Here is a 16,202-nt window from a genome sequence, read left to right as displayed (position 1 = left end):
CCAAGAGAAACTAGAGATCTAGTTTCTCTTTTTAAATTCAGTCATTTTTATCTTTTAAGGGCAAGATAGCACGGATGAGTGTAAATCCTTGCTGTGAATGTATTTCAAAACTCCCTCCAATTCGTTTGACCCGAACCTGCATGCTTTGTAAGCCAACATGTAGCCCTGACTGGACCTGATCTACTTCAAATCCGATGCCATTGTCTTGAATGGTTAAAATCAATTGCTGGCGTTCATTTTCAACTAGGGCGACCTCGACATCTGAAGCTTGACTATGTTTTATAATATTGGTCAAAGCTTCTTCCGCTACACGCGACAAGGTTAAACAAATCAAAGGTGGTGGTTTGAGTAGCCAATTTTCAGCAAATACCCATGTCGATTCAATTTCCATTTCTTCGAAAAGTTGAATAAATCGATGTCTTAAAGGTGCAGCCCACATGATTGGATTTTCAGGAACTTTTTCACCTAAACTTGTACCTGAGTCAATCACTTGTCGGAGATCATTCCGTAAAAGTTTAAACATGGAGAGCACTTGTTGTTTTTCGATATGTTCACTATGCTCGAGTAAAATCATTGAACGTACAATTGAACCACCCAGCCCATCATGCAATTCATGAGACAAGTTCAAGCGTTCTTGTAAACGCATATTATCGATTTGCAGTTGGTGCTTTTTCTCTAAAGACTGTTCTAAATCAAAAGTAACTGTCTCAACTGTTTCTTCAAGCGTTTGATTGAACTTTTCAATTCGAGAAACGTTTTGTGAAATTCGATAAGCGAGAATAAAAGAAATTGCCAAACTCGTGATTGGTGCTGTAAATGGCGTCCAATAGAGCTCCTGATCATCATGATGGAGCATGATGTAGAGGTCATGAACAATAATCACCAAGTAAATTAGAAAAATAAAGGCTAAAAGTAAAATGTCGACTTTGGGTTTTTTAAAAGCAATCCATTGAAACAGCATGCAGTTAAAAATAAACACCAGACCTGCATAAAGAAATGTAATCAGTAAGCTTTTGGTCAAATATGCGTTAGGCGTAAAGAGTAATGCTATGATGCAAATCATGAAGCTTGCGAAAAGCGAACGTTCAAGATAAGTGTATTGTTGAAGTGCAAAGCGCCATGCAAATAAACATAGACAATATACATAACCCACTAAAAAGACTAAATTCAGTCGAGCTGTGAATAAAGTATCTGTAAATGGAAGGGGTACGGTGGATATAATGTTATACGCAAATAACACCCAGAAAAATGAGGTTAAGCCAAACCATCCAAACGCTTTTTCTTCACGCCGAAACAACCAAATCGTAAAGCCAATGGTTCCTAGAACAAAGCTGATGATAATATTGATAAGAAATAAAGTACGTCGTTCGAAAATCAGTTGATCATTTTGATTGATAATATCTTCTGCACGCCCAAATCGAATTTTGCCTAAGCCAGAATGTTGTGATGAAACACCAACAACACGGACTAAAATTTCATTTTGCTTATTTTGAACAGAGGAAGACGGAAGAACCCAATATCTTGGCATGTTCCAACTTCTTGATAATGGTTCAACGAGAGACTTATCTTTCCATAACAATTCATTATTGCTATAAATTGCACCAGCTAAATTAATACGTTCTATCAAAAGTGCAACGGCTTGATGGTCTTGATTACATTGGTAACGCCATTGAATTTTATACCATGCGCTACCCGTATAGTGAGCCCAACGCTTTTCCCAGTCATCAGGTAATTGAACACGCTCCCAGCCAGATTGAGGAGCATGTTCTGGTTGATTCGCCGTCGCTTGTGCAACCTCTATATTAAGAATTTCAAAATGACAGCTGCTATTTGCTTCAAGATGTTGATTTAAGAGATTTGCTTGAGCAAAAGATGCATTTTGCAACATAGCGAAAAGCAAATACAGAAAACCAATAATATTGAGAGTTAATCGAGTAAGCCCATGTTGCGTGCTGTATCGATGGCTTTGGCTCTGTTGCATACCGCAAGTTTCCGGTAAATATGTTTAATATGAGATTCAACGGTATAGCGAGATAAATTGAGTTGATCTGCAATTTCCTTATTGCTTAAACCCTGTGACACCAGCTCTAAAATTCCAAGTTCTCTTTTTGATAAAATACTCTCATTTTCAATCGATTTTTGGCTATTTATCGGTTTATTTCCATTATTTTTTTCATTGAAGTGTAATTGTTTTAAAATTTTTTGCGCGATAAATGGATCTATAGGCGCACCGCCACGTAAGACACTTTTAATTGAAAGTGCGACTTCAATATCATCACGTTCTTTAAGTACATACCCTGTTGCACCAGCACTTAATGCGTTGAGAATCGCATCTTCAGTACTCCACGCCGAGATTACTAAAACCGTAATGGTCGGATCATAGTTCTTTAAAATTTCAATAAACTCAATCCCATTTCCGTCAGGGAGACCTAAGTCAACCAAGGCAAAAGATGCAGATTGTGTTTCAAGTAATTCTTTGGCTTGCGCTAAACTTTGGGCAAAAGCTAAGTCTGATGTTGAATAGCCAATATTCACCAATATATCTGATAGCCTTTTTTGTATAAGCGGTTCATCCTCTACTATGATGACAGGTACAGGTAAACTTAACTCATTGTTCATGATGTGAAAAAGCTCATTGATGCTTAATGTATCTAGTTTTTCAGATATTTAGATACTTCGCTATACCTGATAATAGGTATTTTTACGATTTAAACATGATTTAGAACATGGAAATTATAGTTTTTTGGAGGGTGTCTACGGAAAGCAAACAGCATACAACCTAAGTTGATGCCGTTTAAATTTTAAACATGCAGTTCACTCGCAGTAAAAGTACACCACATGCTTTATAACATTTCTCAAATCATGAAGTAGCGCTTGCTGTTGATGAACTAAATTGATCTACAAGCGTACGGCTTGCTTCATTCATACCGATCACTTCAACTTGAACATTATTCTGTAGAAATTTATTTTGTACCTGCTTTAACATATTGACCGAGGTGATATCCCAAATATGCGCATGAGTTAAATCAATAGTGACTTTTTCTGTTGTTTCATGAAAATCAAAAAATTGAAAAAACTTTTCGGCACTGCTAAAGAAAATCTGACCATAAACATAATAGTGACGGCTTTGGTCTTCGGATAATTCAGAACGAACACTGACTCCGCTTTCAAGTTTATTTACCAAGAACAGTGCAGATAATAGAACGCCAACCAATACACCCAAAGCTAAGTTGTGGGTCATCAATACAATAACAACCACTGTGAGCATGACTGTATTACTTTGTTTAGGATGTTTGGAAAAGTTTTTGAGCGAATCCCAATTAAAAGTTGTGAATGCCACCATAATCATAATTGCTACCAAAGCAGCCATTGGAATATATGCCAACCAATCTTTTAAAAAGACCACTAAACACAGTAAAAATACTCCAGCGACCAGCGTTGACAAACGTGTACGTGCACCTGAAGAAACATTGATAATCGATTGTCCAATCATTGCACAACCTGCCATACCACCCATAAATCCACTGGCGATATTGGCAATACCTTGACCACGACATTCTTTATGACGATCGCCTTCAGTTTGCGTGACTTCATTGACAATTGTGGTCGTCATCATGGTTTCAAGTAAACCTACAGTTGCCAATGTAACTGCATAAGGAAAAATGATTTTTAAAGTATCAAGGTTAAGCGGTATTTCAGGAATAAGAAAAATAGGCAATGTATCGGGAAATTTGCCTAAATCACTCACAGTACGCATATCTGTGTTGAACAGCATTGCGACCAGACTAAGTACAATGATACATACCAAAGGTGAGGGAATCAGTCTGCCAATTTTTGGAATATATGGAAATAAATAGACAACAAGAAGTCCTAATCCAACAAATAGATAGGCGGTCAAATCCATTCGTTGCAATTCGGGAATTTGTGCGACAAAAATTAAAATTGCTAATGCATTCACAAATCCATACACCACAGATTGAGAAACAAAACGCAGTAATTTTGCGACTTTGAAATAGCCCGCGAGGATTTGAATAATGCCTGTTAAGATTGTGGTAGCAAATAAATATTGTAGACCATGATCTTTGACCAAAGTCACCATAAGCAATGCCATAGCGCCTGTAGCAGCGGAAATCATGGCTGTGCGACCACCAAAAAAAGCTATGGTCACAGCAATACAAAATGAAGCATAAAGCCCGACTTGAGGGTCAACACCCGCAATTGCAGAAAATGCAATAGATTCAGGAATAAGTGCTAAGCCAACGACTAATCCAGCGAGTACATCTGTACGAATATTGGAAAACCATTCTGCTTTTTTCAGACTAATCACTACAAACCTTTCATCATTCTTTAAAGATGCGTATGTTAAAACATCTTTTAGTGAAAATGCAGCTAAGTTTGACTTGAAAAAGTCTTCGTTTTGCTGAATATTCAAGTTGTAGCAGTTTTATAAATTTAAGCTGATTTGCAAATTTCTATGTTTCTTAACTTGAAATTACCGATGAAGCCATTTACAACTTAAACAGTCATATAACAAGGATTAGATATGAAGTTATATTATTCACCAGGTGCATGTTCTTTAGCTGCTCATATTCTATTGAATGAAATTAATGTTGATTTTGATCTGGAACGTGTTGATTTAAAAACGCATAAGACAGAAAAGGGTGCTGATTATTACGAAATTAATCCAAAAGGCTATGTCCCCGCTTTAGAAATTAATCCAGGTTTGATTTTGACTGAGAATGTCGCGGTTCTTCCTTTTATCGCTCAACATGATCCAAAACAAGATTTGATCCCACCATCTGGTTTGGGACGTGCCAAAGTATTGGAATGGCTAGGTTATTTAAACTCAGAACTACATGATGAATATGCTGTATTTTTTGATCCAGCAATAACAGAAGATGAGAAAGTGCGTGGCTATGCTACATTAGATAAAATGTTGAAATATATTGATGATTATTTGGCAGAATCAGAATACGATTATTTGGTTAACGACCGTTTTGGTCCAGCAGATGCATATTTATTCGTGCTAACCAACTGGTCGAATTATATTCAACATGATTTAACGCCGTTTACCAATATTGTAGCTTTACGCAATAAAGTGGCTGAACGCCAATCTGTGCAAATTGCAATGCGTGATGAAGGGCTGATTCCTTGATGTGCTGATCATTTTAAAAACACCTTCGGGTGTTTTTTTATGCATGATTAATTGCCATTGCATTTCGATCAGTACTTTAAATCATGTGTTAATCATAATTGTTGATTTTTAGTCAATAATATTTTGCTTATTTTTGCATTTTTTGCGATAAAAATTCTCACTATAGTGGCGCCATAAACTTAATACATAGCTGAGACACAGGTGAGCAATGAGTAATATTTTGATTGTAAATGGCGCAAAACAGTTTGCACATTCAAATGGTGAATTAAACGATACCTTGACCACTTTAGCTGAACACGTATTATCTGATTTAGGGCATAGCATTAAAATCACTCGTACAGATTCATCTTATGATGCTCAGGAAGAAGTAGAAAAATACCTTTGGGCAGATACCGTGATTTATCAAATGCCAGGATGGTGGATGGGTGCACCGTGGACAATGAAAAAGTATATTGATGATGTATTTACCACTGGTCATGGAAGCTTATATGCCAATGATGGTCGAACTCGTTCTGATGCTGCTAAAAAGTATGGTTCCGGCGGCTTAATTCATGACAAAAAGTATATGTTGTCACTGACATGGAATGCACCTATAGATGCATTTGATGACCCAGAACAATTCTTTCATGGCGTGGGGGTAGATGGTGTTTATTTACCTTTTCATAAAGCCAATCAATTTTTAGGTATGCAAAGTTTGGATACGTTTATTGTGAATGATGTCATTAAAGCACCTCACGTTGAACAATATGAGCAGCAATATCGTGATCATTTGAATCGCCTTTTTGCTTAAGTAATGCAAATTAATAGCCCATTGACAATGCCGAGAAAGATAAAATGTTAACAATTATTGCTGAAATTTATGCTCATCCGAATGGCATACATAAACAACAGATTATTCAAGCCTTTAGGAAAATCACGCCAACAGTACTGCAAGAACAGGGCTGTCATGGCTATCAGCTTTTAGTTGATGCCAATGTCGATGTGAATTATCAAACTCAGGATGCTGATTTGATTGTCATGCTTGAAAAATGGGAAAGTATTGAGCATCTTAATGCTCACTTACAAACAGAGCATATGCAAGCATATCAGCTTGCAGTCAAAGACCATGTGGCTGAAGTTAAAATCCGTATTTTAGAGCACGGGTTCTAATACTGCTTTTCTTCAAACTGTTGCTTCTCCCTTTAGGAGAGGCTAACGGTGAACATAAAGCGCAAAGTTGATCTGCTCCAATTTGAGTAAAGGTGCTTTGTTTAATTTTGACTGTGATATTTGTGGTGAACGTTTAAGGTCAAGCTCAGGAGTGCTTAAGCTCTGTTTGAATTTTCTGGTTAAAAAATCAGTACTTTCACTACGACTATTGCCTGATGGTCGATCAAAGTAATGTAAATCGTAGCCAATTAGATAAAATGCTTGGTTTTGATAACGGAAGCTATATAAATTATTAAAAACCTCCCATGACTCACAACGAAACCCAAAATTTAGAGAGATTTTGAGTAATCCATTCTGGATAATGGGGGAGTGGTCTACGATCAGAGGGTCAATTAGGCATTTCTTTTCATTGCTGTTTTCCCTTGGCAGTGAATCGTTACTGGCGATTTGATGGTAAGTTTGATCATCTTTAAATAAAACCAGTAATTTTCGTTCATTTAGGTTCAGTCTTTGATTTTCTGAATTTTTATCATATGAGTCATGATGAACAATATTTTTGGGGTCAGTATTTTCAATAATCAAAGCAAGATCGGGTTGTTGATCACCATTTAAATCACCTTCAGCTTTACCTAGTATTTTCCAACCTTTTGGAATATACGTTTCAAGTCCAGTAGTTTCACCAATATCTGCCATAACCAAGCTTGAGCAGTTTGCGAGCGCAAAAAATAGACAGAATAAATTTTTACGATACATTGTTTTGATCCCATATAATTTTTATTAAACCTATAATGAATTTGTTTTTATCATTCATTTAATGTCGGCTTGATCAAGTTTAAAACGTTTTTATTCATATTCTCCATAGTTTTTAAAGTCAATTCGTTCCAGTGTGAGTGCATATTTTTGTTTTAACTTTGACCATGATACTTGGGCAGTTTGTTTTTGATCTTCAAAGCCATTGCCACCCGTAGTTTTTTTGATTTTTCCTGTTAAAAAATTGATACTTTTTGCATTGGTTTCACCAGACGGACGATGGAAGTCTTTAACATCATATCCAATCAGCTGAAAAGATTGATTTTGGTAGCGGAAAGTAAAAACATGATTGCTCACATACCATGAACCACAACTGAGCCAATAATGTAAATTAATTTGCACTAATCCATTTTTGATGGTGAGTGGATTACCTTCGCCTAAAGGGTCGGCAAGACAAGGAGATTCTTGGTCTCCTTCGCTGGGTAAAGTGGAATTACTTGCTGCAAGACGATAGCCTTGAGGGGATTTAAGTAAAATTAATAGCTTTCGTTGGTTTAAATTCAGTTGAGGGTTACCTAAGCGATCATTGGTCACAATATTTTTGGGATCAGTATTTTCAATAATCAAGGCAACATCAGTTTGCCGATCACCATTTAAGTCACCTTGTGCTTGACTCAATACTTTCCATTTTTTAGGAATAAATGATTGATAGGGTGTGGTGTTGTTTGCACAAGCTAAAGTTGAACAGGTCGTCAATGCACAAAATAAAACTAAATCAATTTTGTTTTTCATTATTTTTTTCTCCAATAAATTGAGCACTAAAATTGAAAACTAACGCTTCATTCTCCCAAGGTACAGTTTCCACAGTGTGGCTTTTGGCTGAATTGATTGTTTTCCAAATCACTTTAGGTGGCGTTTCAACTTCAGCAAAAATATTTGGAGTTGTGCTGAGTTTGGCTTTACGTGTCAAAAAGTTAATACTAATTTCGTCTTGTTGACCAGTAATTTTATCCAGATAAGATGAGTCATAGCCAATTAAATGGAAGTGATTTTGGTTTAGTTTAAAACTATATGTGGTAATTAAACCATAGGTATTGCTACACGATGACATACTATTGAATAACAATTCCAAACGTTGATTTTTAATGTTTAAAGATGAATCATCAAGCGCATCTTCCGCACAAGGCTCATTTGCACGGTAGGTCCACTTTGGAATGTGTTGACTTAGTTTGAGTTGTAATTGCTGATCCGTTTTTAATAATATCAAAAGTTTACGTTTGTGTTGATGTTTGTTTTTCGGTTGGATGAGCAGTGCAATATCTTCTTTTCCATCCTGATTCAAATCACCCTTGGCTTGAGAAAGTATTTCCCAATCATGCGGTACAAATTTTTGTAGAGCGCCTATTGATTGATTTGCAAAACTTATGACGGGTAAACAAGCCATTATGAAAAGACATGTATTTATTATTTTAAACATCATTTTTCTCAATTGATTTATTAACTGTTTATTAACTGATGTTACGCAGTAACTCTAAAATTAAATTTTGGAGCTAGAAGAATATGGATACGCGAAAACGTCATCCGCAATTGCTTGAGGCAGGACTCCTTCTAATAAGTAAAGTTTCTGCGAAACTTTGAATATTTTGACGATAGTGAACGAGTTCTGCGGATGACAATGGTTTTGGGTACTTTTGACAAAACAAAAGTACCTTGAGCCGAAGGCTATTCCATAAATTTAAACTTTGGATGTAAGACTCCGTCGTGTAAATTTAGCTTTTTCTTTTTTACCTACTTAATTTAAATCAAGTGCGTAACATCAGTTAGTAAGATATTTTCAGTCTAAAAGAATTTCGAAAAACCCTTTTAGACAATCTAAGTCTTTGAGTGAATCATCAACAAGCGATTTGGTTGAAGTTATTTAAAGAAATAACCTGTTTCAGGTGAACTTGCATTTGCCATTCGCTTACGTGGCATGCGACCTGCCAAATAAGCTTCACGACCCGCTTCGACAGCTTTTTTCATTGCTGAAGCCATCAAAACAGGATTTTGTGCAGCAGCAATTGCTGTATTCATTAATACACCATCACAACCCAATTCCATTGCAATAGCTGCATCACTCGCTGTACCAACACCAGCATCGACCAACACTGGAACCTTTGCATTTTCTTTGATGATGGAAATGGTATGTGGATTTAAAATTCCAAGCCCTGAACCAATGAGGCTGCCTAAAGGCATAATCGCGACACAACCCATACTTTCAAGTTCTTGTGCAACAATTGGATCATCCGATGTATAAACCATCACTTCAAACCCATCATCAATAAGCGTACGTGCTGCTTCGAGTGTTGCGGTCACATTCGGGTACAGGGTTTTTTCATCACCCAAAACCTCAAGTTTGACCAAGTTGTGTCCGTCCAAAAGCTCACGTGCCAACATACAGGTACGTACCGCACTATTGGCATCAAAACAACCTGCGGTATTTGGAAGGATGGTATATTTCTCAGGTGGAATCACCGACAATAAATTCGGTTGATCTGGATTTTGTCCAATATTTACACGTCGAATAGCAACCGTCACGATTTCAGCACCACTCGCTTGGATGGCTAAATCTGTTTCCTGCATGTCTTTATATTTGCCTGTGCCGACAAGAAGACGAGACTGGAAGGTGCGTGAACCAATAATAAGTGGCGAGTTTTTAGTCGTTAAATCTAGCATGGGAGAGCTCCAAATTAGCCGCCACCAACCGCATGAATGATTTCAATACGATCTTTTTCAGCAATAGGGGTGAGTTCAAGTTTGCTTTTAGAAATGATCATTTCATTCATTTCAACCGCAAAGCGTTTACCTTCCAGTGAAAGTTCTTGAACCAGTTGTAAAAGATTTTGGCAAGAGGTTTCTTGGGGCTCACCATTTAAGAAAATTTGCATAGACATTCCATTTGATTGCGCAAATTGTGATTTCAAAAGTCAAAACAGAATTATTTTGCGTATTTTAATGCATTCCAGGCAAGCACCAACCATCCAGCAATCATCAATGCACCGCCAATCGGTGTAATTGCACCTAAGCCACGTGGTAAGCCAAGTGCCATGATATATAGCGAACCGCAAAAAAATAGAATTCCGATTTGGATCAGCATAAAACTGGCTTTGATTGGAAGTTGAGGAATGACTTTACTGAGTATTGCCAATGCCAATAAACCGAGGGCATGATAGAAGAAATAATCAGTTGCTGTTTGCCACCAAGTCAACTGTGCTTCTGTTGCTCGGGCTTTTAAACCATGTGCCCCAAATGCACCTAAGATTACTGCAAGTGCTAAATTCAGTGCTGAAATTGCAATCCACATAAGCCATTCATCTGCATCAATTTGCGCATAACCATAACATAAAATTTAACTCGGATTAAAGGCAAAATCTATGAAGATACGAGATTCAATAAAACTTTAAGCAAAATAAAAGGGCAGATCGCCCTTTTATTAAAACCGATGTTTTCACGGATAGAAGTTAGTTGGATGACATGGCAATCTTAATTTTATCCATAGCATTTTTTTCTAATTGGCGAATACGTTCAGCTGAAACATTATATTCTGCCGCTAACTCGTGTAATGTAGATTTATCATCATCTAACCAACGGCGTTGCAAGATATTTCTTGAACGATCATCTAACTGTTCCATCGCATCATGTAAAGCCGAAGTACTTTGTTCTTCATAATCTTCTTCTTCAACCAAACGCGCAGGATCATAACGGTTATCTTCTAGATATAATGCAGGGGCAACATGGGTTGAACCTTCATCATCGTCATCACCTTGAGCTTCGAAAGCTGCATCATAAGCAGTCAATCGACCTTCCATTTCCAAGACTTGTTCTGGTGTAACATTCAAGTCTTTAGCAATTGATTGTGCTTCTTCAAGGGTCAGTTTTTTGCTCGACTTTTTAAGACTACGTAAATTAAAAAATAATTTACGTTGCGCCTTTGTGGTCGCAATTTTGACAATTCGCCAGTTGCGGATCACATATTCATGAATCTCAGCCTTAATCCAGTGCACTGCAAAAGACACTAAACGCACGCCCATATTAGGATCGAAACGTTTAACAGCTTTCATTAAACCGAGATTACCTTCTTGAATTAAATCACCTTGTGGCAAGCCATAACCTGCATAACTGCGGGCAATATGAACCACGAAACGTAAGTGAGACATCACTAACATTTTTGCAGCATCTAAATCTTGATCATAGAAATAACGATCAGCTAACTCTTTTTCTTGCTCAGCTGTCAAAATTGGAATCTGATTTACGGTGCTGATATAAGCACCTAAGTTAACACCTGGTGCAGATAAGGACAGGGGCATCAACTGATTGCTGCTGTCACTCATGAGTTCTCCTTATAGGAATTTCGTCGTATTACTAATGCATTCATCTTAATTCGAATATTGTACATAAGTAAGAAAATTTGGGTATAGAAATGTAAATATATATGCCAATTTGCAAAAATAAATTTTAATTGAAAATAATTAAGATTCAATTAAGTAATGAAATTCATGCTCGGATACTTGAGTCAATTGACAGTCGAGCTGATGTATTTCGCAGTAACGGGCAATGTCGATCATACTATGTGGGTCAGATGACTTTAACAAGAACATTTGCTGAGGCAGTGCTTTTTTTAATTCACGTTTCAACATTAACAAAGGCATAGGGCAGGGTTTACCCATACTGTCAATTTCAATTGGATTTGTATCAATAGGTATTTGACCTAAAGTTTCATTCATTTTATGGCAAAAATATAACACTGTTATGGAAGTATTATTTTAGCAAGTTTCTTAGAACTACCCAACACAATTTGCAATATTCTTGCGTTGATAAAAAATAATATTTAAGGTGTTTAAAAAATAAGCTTGATATCGAAAATAATTATCAAAAAAAATTCTATTAATTGTCATAAACCCATGTTAAGCTCGTTGCGTATTTAGGATTTGTCAGAAACAATTGTTGTTTTGAACCCTATTACAAATGGATGTAACCGGGATTTTGTTAATAGTTTTACAGAATGATTACAAGCTTTGAAATTACAAAATATTTTAAAACTTTGTTTGCTCTGCTGTTTGCAACACCGGGTGGTCCCTTTTCTTAATAACTGAGGATTAACTTATGACAGCTCGTGAACAAGGCGTAGTTAAATGGTTCAACGACACTAAAGGCTTCGGCTTTATCCAACGCGCAGGCGGTGATGACGTTTTCGTTCATTTCCGTGCTATTCAAGGTGAAGGTCATCGTTCACTTCGTGACGGTCAACGTGTTGAATTTAGCGTTGTACAAGGTCAAAAAGGTTTTCAAGCTGAAGAAGTTCAGCCTTTAGACTAATCTTAAATTTTTAAAAATTTAAGTGGCGCTCCAATTTTTTATAAATTGGGGCGTTTTTTGTTTATAATGGGCGCAATTCAAAGTGTCTACAGTTAGAGCTCGTATTTATGTCATCAGGTTTCGAAACCCTTAATTTACATCCGCAACTTAAACAAGCGATTGATGCTTTAGGGTTTAAAGAAATGACCCCCATCCAACAAAAAGTATTGAAGTATACTTTGGCAGGTCATGATGCAATTGGGCGTGCTCAAACAGGTACTGGAAAAACAGCAGCATTCTTAGTCAGTATTATTAATGATTTGCTCAATAATCCGATTCAAACACAGCGTTTTCGTGGTGAACCACGTGCTTTGATTCTTGCACCTACACGAGAGCTGGCGATTCAAATTGAAAACGACGCCAAAGATTTGGTGAAATATAGCGGTTTAAATGTCGTCACTTTGGTTGGTGGTGTAGATTTTGACAAGCAGAGAAAGCAGTTGGATCAAGGTTTTGTTGATATTTTAGTCGCAACACCAGGGCGTTTAATTGATTTTACTGAACAAAAAGAAATCTGGTTAGATCAAATTGAGTTTTTAGTCATTGATGAAGCTGACCGTTTATTGGATATGGGCTTTATCCCTTCAGTAAAACGCATTGTGCGTTTTTCTCCACGTAAAGAACAACGTCAAACTTTAATGTTTTCAGCTACTTTTAGTTATGACGTACTTAATCTTGCACAACAATGGCTTTTCGAACCTGTCACTGTAGAAATTGAACCTGAAAAGAAAACCAATGCTGATGTTGAGCAACGCGTTTATGTGGTCGAAAAGAAAGACAAATATAAGTTATTACGTGAAATTTTAACGGATGAACCAATCGAAAAAGTGATGATTTTTGCGAATCGTCGTGATCAGGTCCGTAAATTGTATGATCATTTGAAGGCGGATGGTTATAAAGTGGTCATGCTGTCTGGCGAGATTGCACAAGACAAGCGTTTGAAAATGCTAGACCAATTTAAAAATGGTAAACATAACATCATGATCGCAACAGATGTTGCAGGTCGTGGTATTCATGTAGATGGTGTATCGCATGTGATCAATTTCACTCTACCTGAACAGTCTGATGATTATGTACATCGTATTGGGCGTACTGGGCGAGCTGGAACACAAGGGGTAAGTATTAGTTTCTTGTCGGAAGATGATGCCTTTAATTTGCCAACGATTGAAAAAGCCATTGGACAGAAATTACCTTTGACCCGTTTAGAAGGTTATTGCTAAACACATAAATTAACTTGGCATAGATCAAATTAAAAATCCCACTTTAATCGTGGGATTTTTAATTCAACTCATCGTATTAGTTGGCTTTACAGCTAAAGGTTAAAGTGCTTTGGTAGTCAGTATCTTTTTCAATACCATAATTTTTACCCATGACCGAGCCGATTACGCCAGCCGCAGCAGTGATCATTTTACCCGTCTGCTCATCGACCACACCATTTAAACTGCCATGATATTCAGTTTTTTCATTGATTAAGACAGGTGCTGCTTTTTTGCCACAAGTTTTGTTGGCAGCAACAATGGCGTTGTTTTTTGCCATAATTTGATCTTTACCTAAGCCTGTGACTTCATATTGATTGTCGGCTTTTTGAATTGCTAATGTTTGTGTTGGGTTTGATGCACATGCACTAAGAAATAGTGCAGAACTGGCAAGGAGTGAAAGAGCAGTAAATTTATTCATATTGACTCCAAATGATCAGTGAAAAATAAAAAGAATTTTATTAATTAGCTATGATTTGAACATAGAATATGTGCTAAATATTGAAAAACATGTATAAATTTTGCAGTTTTTATGGGACTTATTGCTAAAAACGCCTATTTGTTGATCATGGTAATTCTCAGAAAATAAAGTTTTGTCTGAGAGTTATTTAAAAAAATAGACATAGCTGTTGAGTAAATTTCTGCTGAGATAGCGTAATGATTTTAGAGTGTGCTAATCTTACAAACAGTTCATTTAAATAGATTACAGCTAGGTCAATGTCAGATTTAAATTTCAAAGCAGTACATGACAATATTCACAAACGTCAGTCCATTGGTCATTTGATTGAACCTGCGCCCTCACATGAGCAACTGAATGTGGCATTTCAGGCAGCGCTTACAGCACCCGACCATCATCGTTTAAAACCGACACAATTTATTGTGATCGAAGGTCAACAGCGCGAAGCTTTTGGTGAGTTATTGGCTCAATCTATTGCGGACTTAGGGGAAACTGACCCAGTTCAAATTGAACGCGTAAAACATCATCCATTTCGAGCACCGATTTTGGTTTTGGCTGTGACTAAATTTCAAGATCATCCCAAAGTTCCATTTTTTGAACAGACATTAAGTAGTGGCGCAGCGATTCAAAATTTTTTATTGTCTTTACAAGCACAAGGTTTTGCAACAATGTGGCGTAGTGGGGCAGTGGTTGAATCTAAACACTTAAAGTTAGCACTTGGTTTAGATGAACGTGATTTAATTTCAGGTATTGTCTATGTGGGTACTGCTGCAAAAGAAATTGCACCGCGTCCCGAAAGTGACACTCAAGCATATGTTCATTTTTGGCAGAATTAATCACAAAAATAACGAGATATCAACTGTGAAAACTCGTTAAACATTTACATGTAATATTTAGGATAGGTTTTTAGGATAATAATAATGTCGGATTTACGCTTTAAAGATTTAATTGAACCCGTGGTATTGGATCAAAAAACAGCATTACGTGTGACTGTACTCGGTGGTGGTAGTTTCGGCACAGCAATGGCGAACACAGCAGTACGCAATGGTTGTGACACCATGATTTGGATTCGTGATGAAGCTATCGCGGCAGAGATCAATGCGACGCATATCAACAAACGCTATCTTCCAGACTTTCAATTAGAAGCAGGGCTACGTGCTGAGTCAAATTTGGAAAAGGCTGTACGTGATCGTGACATTATTCTGGTTGCTATTCCTAGCCATTCATTTCGTGATGTGTTGCGCCAGATCAAGCCGTTCATTAGTGCACAAGCTGTGGTGTCTTTAACCAAAGGTATTGAAGCCAAAAGTTTTAGTTTCATGAGTGATATTATTCGTGAAGAACTGCCAGAAGTACCTTATGGTGTACTTTCTGGTCCAAACTTAGCCAAAGAGATTGTGGCTGGACAACCTGCAGGTACAGTCATCGCAAGTGACAGTGAGTTGGTGCGTTATGCAGTACAACAGGCTTTACACAGTGCATTATTTCGGGTCTTCGGCAGTGATGATGTACATGGTGTCGAGCTTGGCGGTGCATTGAAGAATATTTACGCTGTGGCAATGGGTATGGCTGTGGCGTATAAAGTAGGTGAAAACACACGAAGTATGATTTTAACCCGAGCATTAGCAGAAATGAGTCGTTTTGCTGTTAAGTTGGGTGCTAATCCATTGACATTCCTTGGCTTATCTGGGGTTGGGGATTTATTTGCAACCTGTAATAGTCCATTGAGTCGAAACTATCAAGTTGGTTTTGCATTAGGTTCTGGAAAGACACTGGAACAAGCGACAAAAGAACTGGGGCAAACCGCAGAAGGCATCAATACCATTGTACAAGTAAATGCGCGTGCTAAAGAATTGGACGTTTATATGCCGATTACCACAGCACTTTATGAAGTTATTTTTGAAGGTGCACCACCACTCAATATCGCAGTTTCCTTGATGAAAAATGGACATCGAAGTGATGTAGAGTTTGTGTTGCCACACAATGAGGTTTAATTGATTACAATTTGAGGTTGAGAGATAGATTTGTAACAAAGCCTCGT

At 37.2% G+C, this 16,202-nt stretch carries 19 protein-coding genes; 7 read left to right on the top strand and 12 right to left on the bottom strand.

From position 1 onward, the window contains the following. Positions 1–37: 37 nt before the first annotated feature. From F938_RS12365 to F938_RS12355, 3 genes are all read right to left on the bottom strand, one after another. Positions 38–1,981, bottom strand: a complete 1,944-nt coding sequence (locus F938_RS12365; RefSeq protein ID WP_005032171.1) for a sensor histidine kinase — start codon at positions 1,979–1,981, stop codon at positions 38–40. Beyond that, positions 1,927–2,619, bottom strand: coding sequence for a response regulator transcription factor (locus F938_RS12360; protein ID WP_005032170.1), 693 nt, complete (start codon positions 2,617–2,619; stop codon positions 1,927–1,929). Before F938_RS12360 ends, F938_RS12365 begins: the two co-directional genes overlap by 55 nt. A 241-nt stretch (positions 2,620–2,860) precedes the next feature. Next, positions 2,861–4,327 carry a SulP family inorganic anion transporter gene (locus tag F938_RS12355; RefSeq protein WP_005032169.1) on the bottom strand — a complete coding sequence of 489 codons (1,467 nt, stop codon included), beginning with the start codon at positions 4,325–4,327 and terminating at the stop codon, positions 2,861–2,863. 216 nt (positions 4,328–4,543) lie between these two features. On the opposite strand from F938_RS12355, the gene gstA reads away from it, so the two are divergent. From gstA to F938_RS12340, 3 genes are all read left to right on the top strand, one after another. Further along, a complete protein-coding gene (gene gstA / locus F938_RS12350; protein ID WP_004824362.1) occupies positions 4,544–5,155 on the top strand; it encodes a glutathione transferase GstA in 612 nt (203 codons plus the stop codon). 208 nt (positions 5,156–5,363) lie between these two features. Continuing rightward, the gene (locus F938_RS12345; protein ID WP_005032168.1) at positions 5,364–5,945 is read left to right on the top strand and encodes an NAD(P)H-dependent oxidoreductase; all 582 of its coding nucleotides are present in this window, start codon (positions 5,364–5,366) and stop codon (positions 5,943–5,945) included. Positions 5,946–5,989: 44 nt separating this feature from the next. After that, positions 5,990–6,304: a putative quinol monooxygenase gene (locus F938_RS12340; RefSeq protein WP_005032167.1), complete on the top strand. Its 315-nt coding sequence runs from the start codon at positions 5,990–5,992 to the stop codon at positions 6,302–6,304. Between the two features lie 42 nt (positions 6,305–6,346). Here the strand turns inward: F938_RS12340 and F938_RS12335 are convergent, their stop codons facing one another. From F938_RS12335 to F938_RS12300, 8 genes are all read right to left on the bottom strand, one after another. Then, a complete protein-coding gene (locus tag F938_RS12335) occupies positions 6,347–7,057 on the bottom strand; it encodes a hypothetical protein (protein ID WP_005032166.1) in 711 nt (236 codons plus the stop codon). A 90-nt stretch (positions 7,058–7,147) separates the two neighbouring features. After that, positions 7,148–7,846 carry a hypothetical protein gene (locus tag F938_RS12330; RefSeq protein ID WP_005032165.1) on the bottom strand — a complete coding sequence of 233 codons (699 nt, stop codon included), beginning with the start codon at positions 7,844–7,846 and terminating at the stop codon, positions 7,148–7,150. Then, the gene (locus tag F938_RS12325; protein WP_005032164.1) at positions 7,830–8,531 is read right to left on the bottom strand and encodes a hypothetical protein; all 702 of its coding nucleotides are present in this window, start codon (positions 8,529–8,531) and stop codon (positions 7,830–7,832) included. Before F938_RS12325 ends, F938_RS12330 begins: the two co-directional genes overlap by 17 nt. A 437-nt stretch (positions 8,532–8,968) precedes the next feature. Next, positions 8,969–9,769, bottom strand: a complete 801-nt coding sequence (locus tag F938_RS12320; protein WP_005032163.1) for a thiazole synthase — start codon at positions 9,767–9,769, stop codon at positions 8,969–8,971. A 14-nt stretch (positions 9,770–9,783) separates the two neighbouring features. After that, positions 9,784–9,981, bottom strand: coding sequence for a sulfur carrier protein ThiS (thiS, locus tag F938_RS12315; RefSeq protein WP_004824354.1), 198 nt, complete (start codon positions 9,979–9,981; stop codon positions 9,784–9,786). A 50-nt stretch (positions 9,982–10,031) separates the two neighbouring features. Further along, the gene (locus F938_RS12310) at positions 10,032–10,397 is read right to left on the bottom strand and encodes a DUF423 domain-containing protein (RefSeq protein ID WP_005032162.1); all 366 of its coding nucleotides are present in this window, start codon (positions 10,395–10,397) and stop codon (positions 10,032–10,034) included. A gap of 157 nt (positions 10,398–10,554) precedes the next feature. Then, positions 10,555–11,424, bottom strand: a complete 870-nt coding sequence (gene rpoH / locus F938_RS12305; protein ID WP_004824351.1) for an RNA polymerase sigma factor RpoH — start codon at positions 11,422–11,424, stop codon at positions 10,555–10,557. 138 nt (positions 11,425–11,562) lie between these two features. Further along, positions 11,563–11,817, bottom strand: coding sequence for a sulfurtransferase TusA family protein (locus F938_RS12300; protein WP_004824350.1), 255 nt, complete (start codon positions 11,815–11,817; stop codon positions 11,563–11,565). A 379-nt stretch (positions 11,818–12,196) separates the two neighbouring features. Between F938_RS12300 and F938_RS12295 the strand changes: the two genes are divergently transcribed. Beyond that, a complete protein-coding gene (locus F938_RS12295) occupies positions 12,197–12,409 on the top strand; it encodes a cold-shock protein (protein ID WP_004824348.1) in 213 nt (70 codons plus the stop codon). A gap of 107 nt (positions 12,410–12,516) precedes the next feature. Further along, entirely contained in the window at positions 12,517–13,668 is a 1,152-nt protein-coding gene (gene rhlB / locus F938_RS12290; protein WP_004824345.1) for an ATP-dependent RNA helicase RhlB, read from the top strand. 76 nt (positions 13,669–13,744) lie between these two features. Here rhlB and F938_RS12285 read toward each other — a convergent pair whose 3' ends face one another. Continuing rightward, positions 13,745–14,125 (bottom strand): hypothetical protein, encoded by a 381-nt coding sequence (locus tag F938_RS12285; protein ID WP_005032160.1) that lies wholly within the window; start codon positions 14,123–14,125, stop codon positions 13,745–13,747. Positions 14,126–14,421: 296 nt separating this feature from the next. Between F938_RS12285 and F938_RS12280 the strand changes: the two genes are divergently transcribed. Both F938_RS12280 and F938_RS12275 read left to right on the top strand, forming a co-directional pair. Then, the gene (locus F938_RS12280) at positions 14,422–14,997 is read left to right on the top strand and encodes a nitroreductase family protein (protein WP_005032158.1); all 576 of its coding nucleotides are present in this window, start codon (positions 14,422–14,424) and stop codon (positions 14,995–14,997) included. Between the two features lie 84 nt (positions 14,998–15,081). Next, positions 15,082–16,155, top strand: coding sequence for an NAD(P)H-dependent glycerol-3-phosphate dehydrogenase (locus F938_RS12275; RefSeq protein WP_004824339.1), 1,074 nt, complete (start codon positions 15,082–15,084; stop codon positions 16,153–16,155). Positions 16,156–16,202: the final 47 nt, after the last annotated feature.

This window comes from Acinetobacter bereziniae LMG 1003 = CIP 70.12 (genome assembly GCF_000368925.1).
GTDB lineage: Bacteria > Pseudomonadota > Gammaproteobacteria > Pseudomonadales > Moraxellaceae > Acinetobacter > Acinetobacter bereziniae.
This window is presented reverse-complemented; position numbering and strand designations above follow the sequence as displayed.

What these genes read in the sequence shown, in the direction of transcription:
- F938_RS12335 (WP_005032166.1), bottom strand. Translation starts at nt 7,057, where the DNA reads ATGTATCGTAAAAATTTATTCTGTCTATTTTTTGCGCTCGCAAACTGC.
- F938_RS12360 (WP_005032170.1), bottom strand. Translation starts at nt 2,619, where the DNA reads ATGAACAATGAGTTAAGTTTACCTGTACCTGTCATCATAGTAGAGGAT.
- rhlB (WP_004824345.1), top strand. Translation starts at nt 12,517, where the DNA reads ATGTCATCAGGTTTCGAAACCCTTAATTTACATCCGCAACTTAAACAA.
- F938_RS12345 (WP_005032168.1), top strand. Translation starts at nt 5,364, where the DNA reads ATGAGTAATATTTTGATTGTAAATGGCGCAAAACAGTTTGCACATTCA.
- F938_RS12300 (WP_004824350.1), bottom strand. Translation starts at nt 11,817, where the DNA reads ATGAATGAAACTTTAGGTCAAATACCTATTGATACAAATCCAATTGAA.
- F938_RS12275 (WP_004824339.1), top strand. Translation starts at nt 15,082, where the DNA reads ATGTCGGATTTACGCTTTAAAGATTTAATTGAACCCGTGGTATTGGAT.
- thiS (WP_004824354.1), bottom strand. Translation starts at nt 9,981, where the DNA reads ATGCAAATTTTCTTAAATGGTGAGCCCCAAGAAACCTCTTGCCAAAAT.
- F938_RS12320 (WP_005032163.1), bottom strand. Translation starts at nt 9,769, where the DNA reads ATGCTAGATTTAACGACTAAAAACTCGCCACTTATTATTGGTTCACGC.
- F938_RS12295 (WP_004824348.1), top strand. Translation starts at nt 12,197, where the DNA reads ATGACAGCTCGTGAACAAGGCGTAGTTAAATGGTTCAACGACACTAAA.
- F938_RS12365 (WP_005032171.1), bottom strand. Translation starts at nt 1,981, where the DNA reads ATGCAACAGAGCCAAAGCCATCGATACAGCACGCAACATGGGCTTACT.
- F938_RS12330 (WP_005032165.1), bottom strand. Translation starts at nt 7,846, where the DNA reads ATGAAAAACAAAATTGATTTAGTTTTATTTTGTGCATTGACGACCTGT.
- F938_RS12310 (WP_005032162.1), bottom strand. Translation starts at nt 10,397, where the DNA reads ATGTGGATTGCAATTTCAGCACTGAATTTAGCACTTGCAGTAATCTTA.
- F938_RS12280 (WP_005032158.1), top strand. Translation starts at nt 14,422, where the DNA reads ATGTCAGATTTAAATTTCAAAGCAGTACATGACAATATTCACAAACGT.
- F938_RS12340 (WP_005032167.1), top strand. Translation starts at nt 5,990, where the DNA reads ATGTTAACAATTATTGCTGAAATTTATGCTCATCCGAATGGCATACAT.
- gstA (WP_004824362.1), top strand. Translation starts at nt 4,544, where the DNA reads ATGAAGTTATATTATTCACCAGGTGCATGTTCTTTAGCTGCTCATATT.
- F938_RS12325 (WP_005032164.1), bottom strand. Translation starts at nt 8,531, where the DNA reads ATGTTTAAAATAATAAATACATGTCTTTTCATAATGGCTTGTTTACCC.
- rpoH (WP_004824351.1), bottom strand. Translation starts at nt 11,424, where the DNA reads ATGAGTGACAGCAGCAATCAGTTGATGCCCCTGTCCTTATCTGCACCA.
- F938_RS12285 (WP_005032160.1), bottom strand. Translation starts at nt 14,125, where the DNA reads ATGAATAAATTTACTGCTCTTTCACTCCTTGCCAGTTCTGCACTATTT.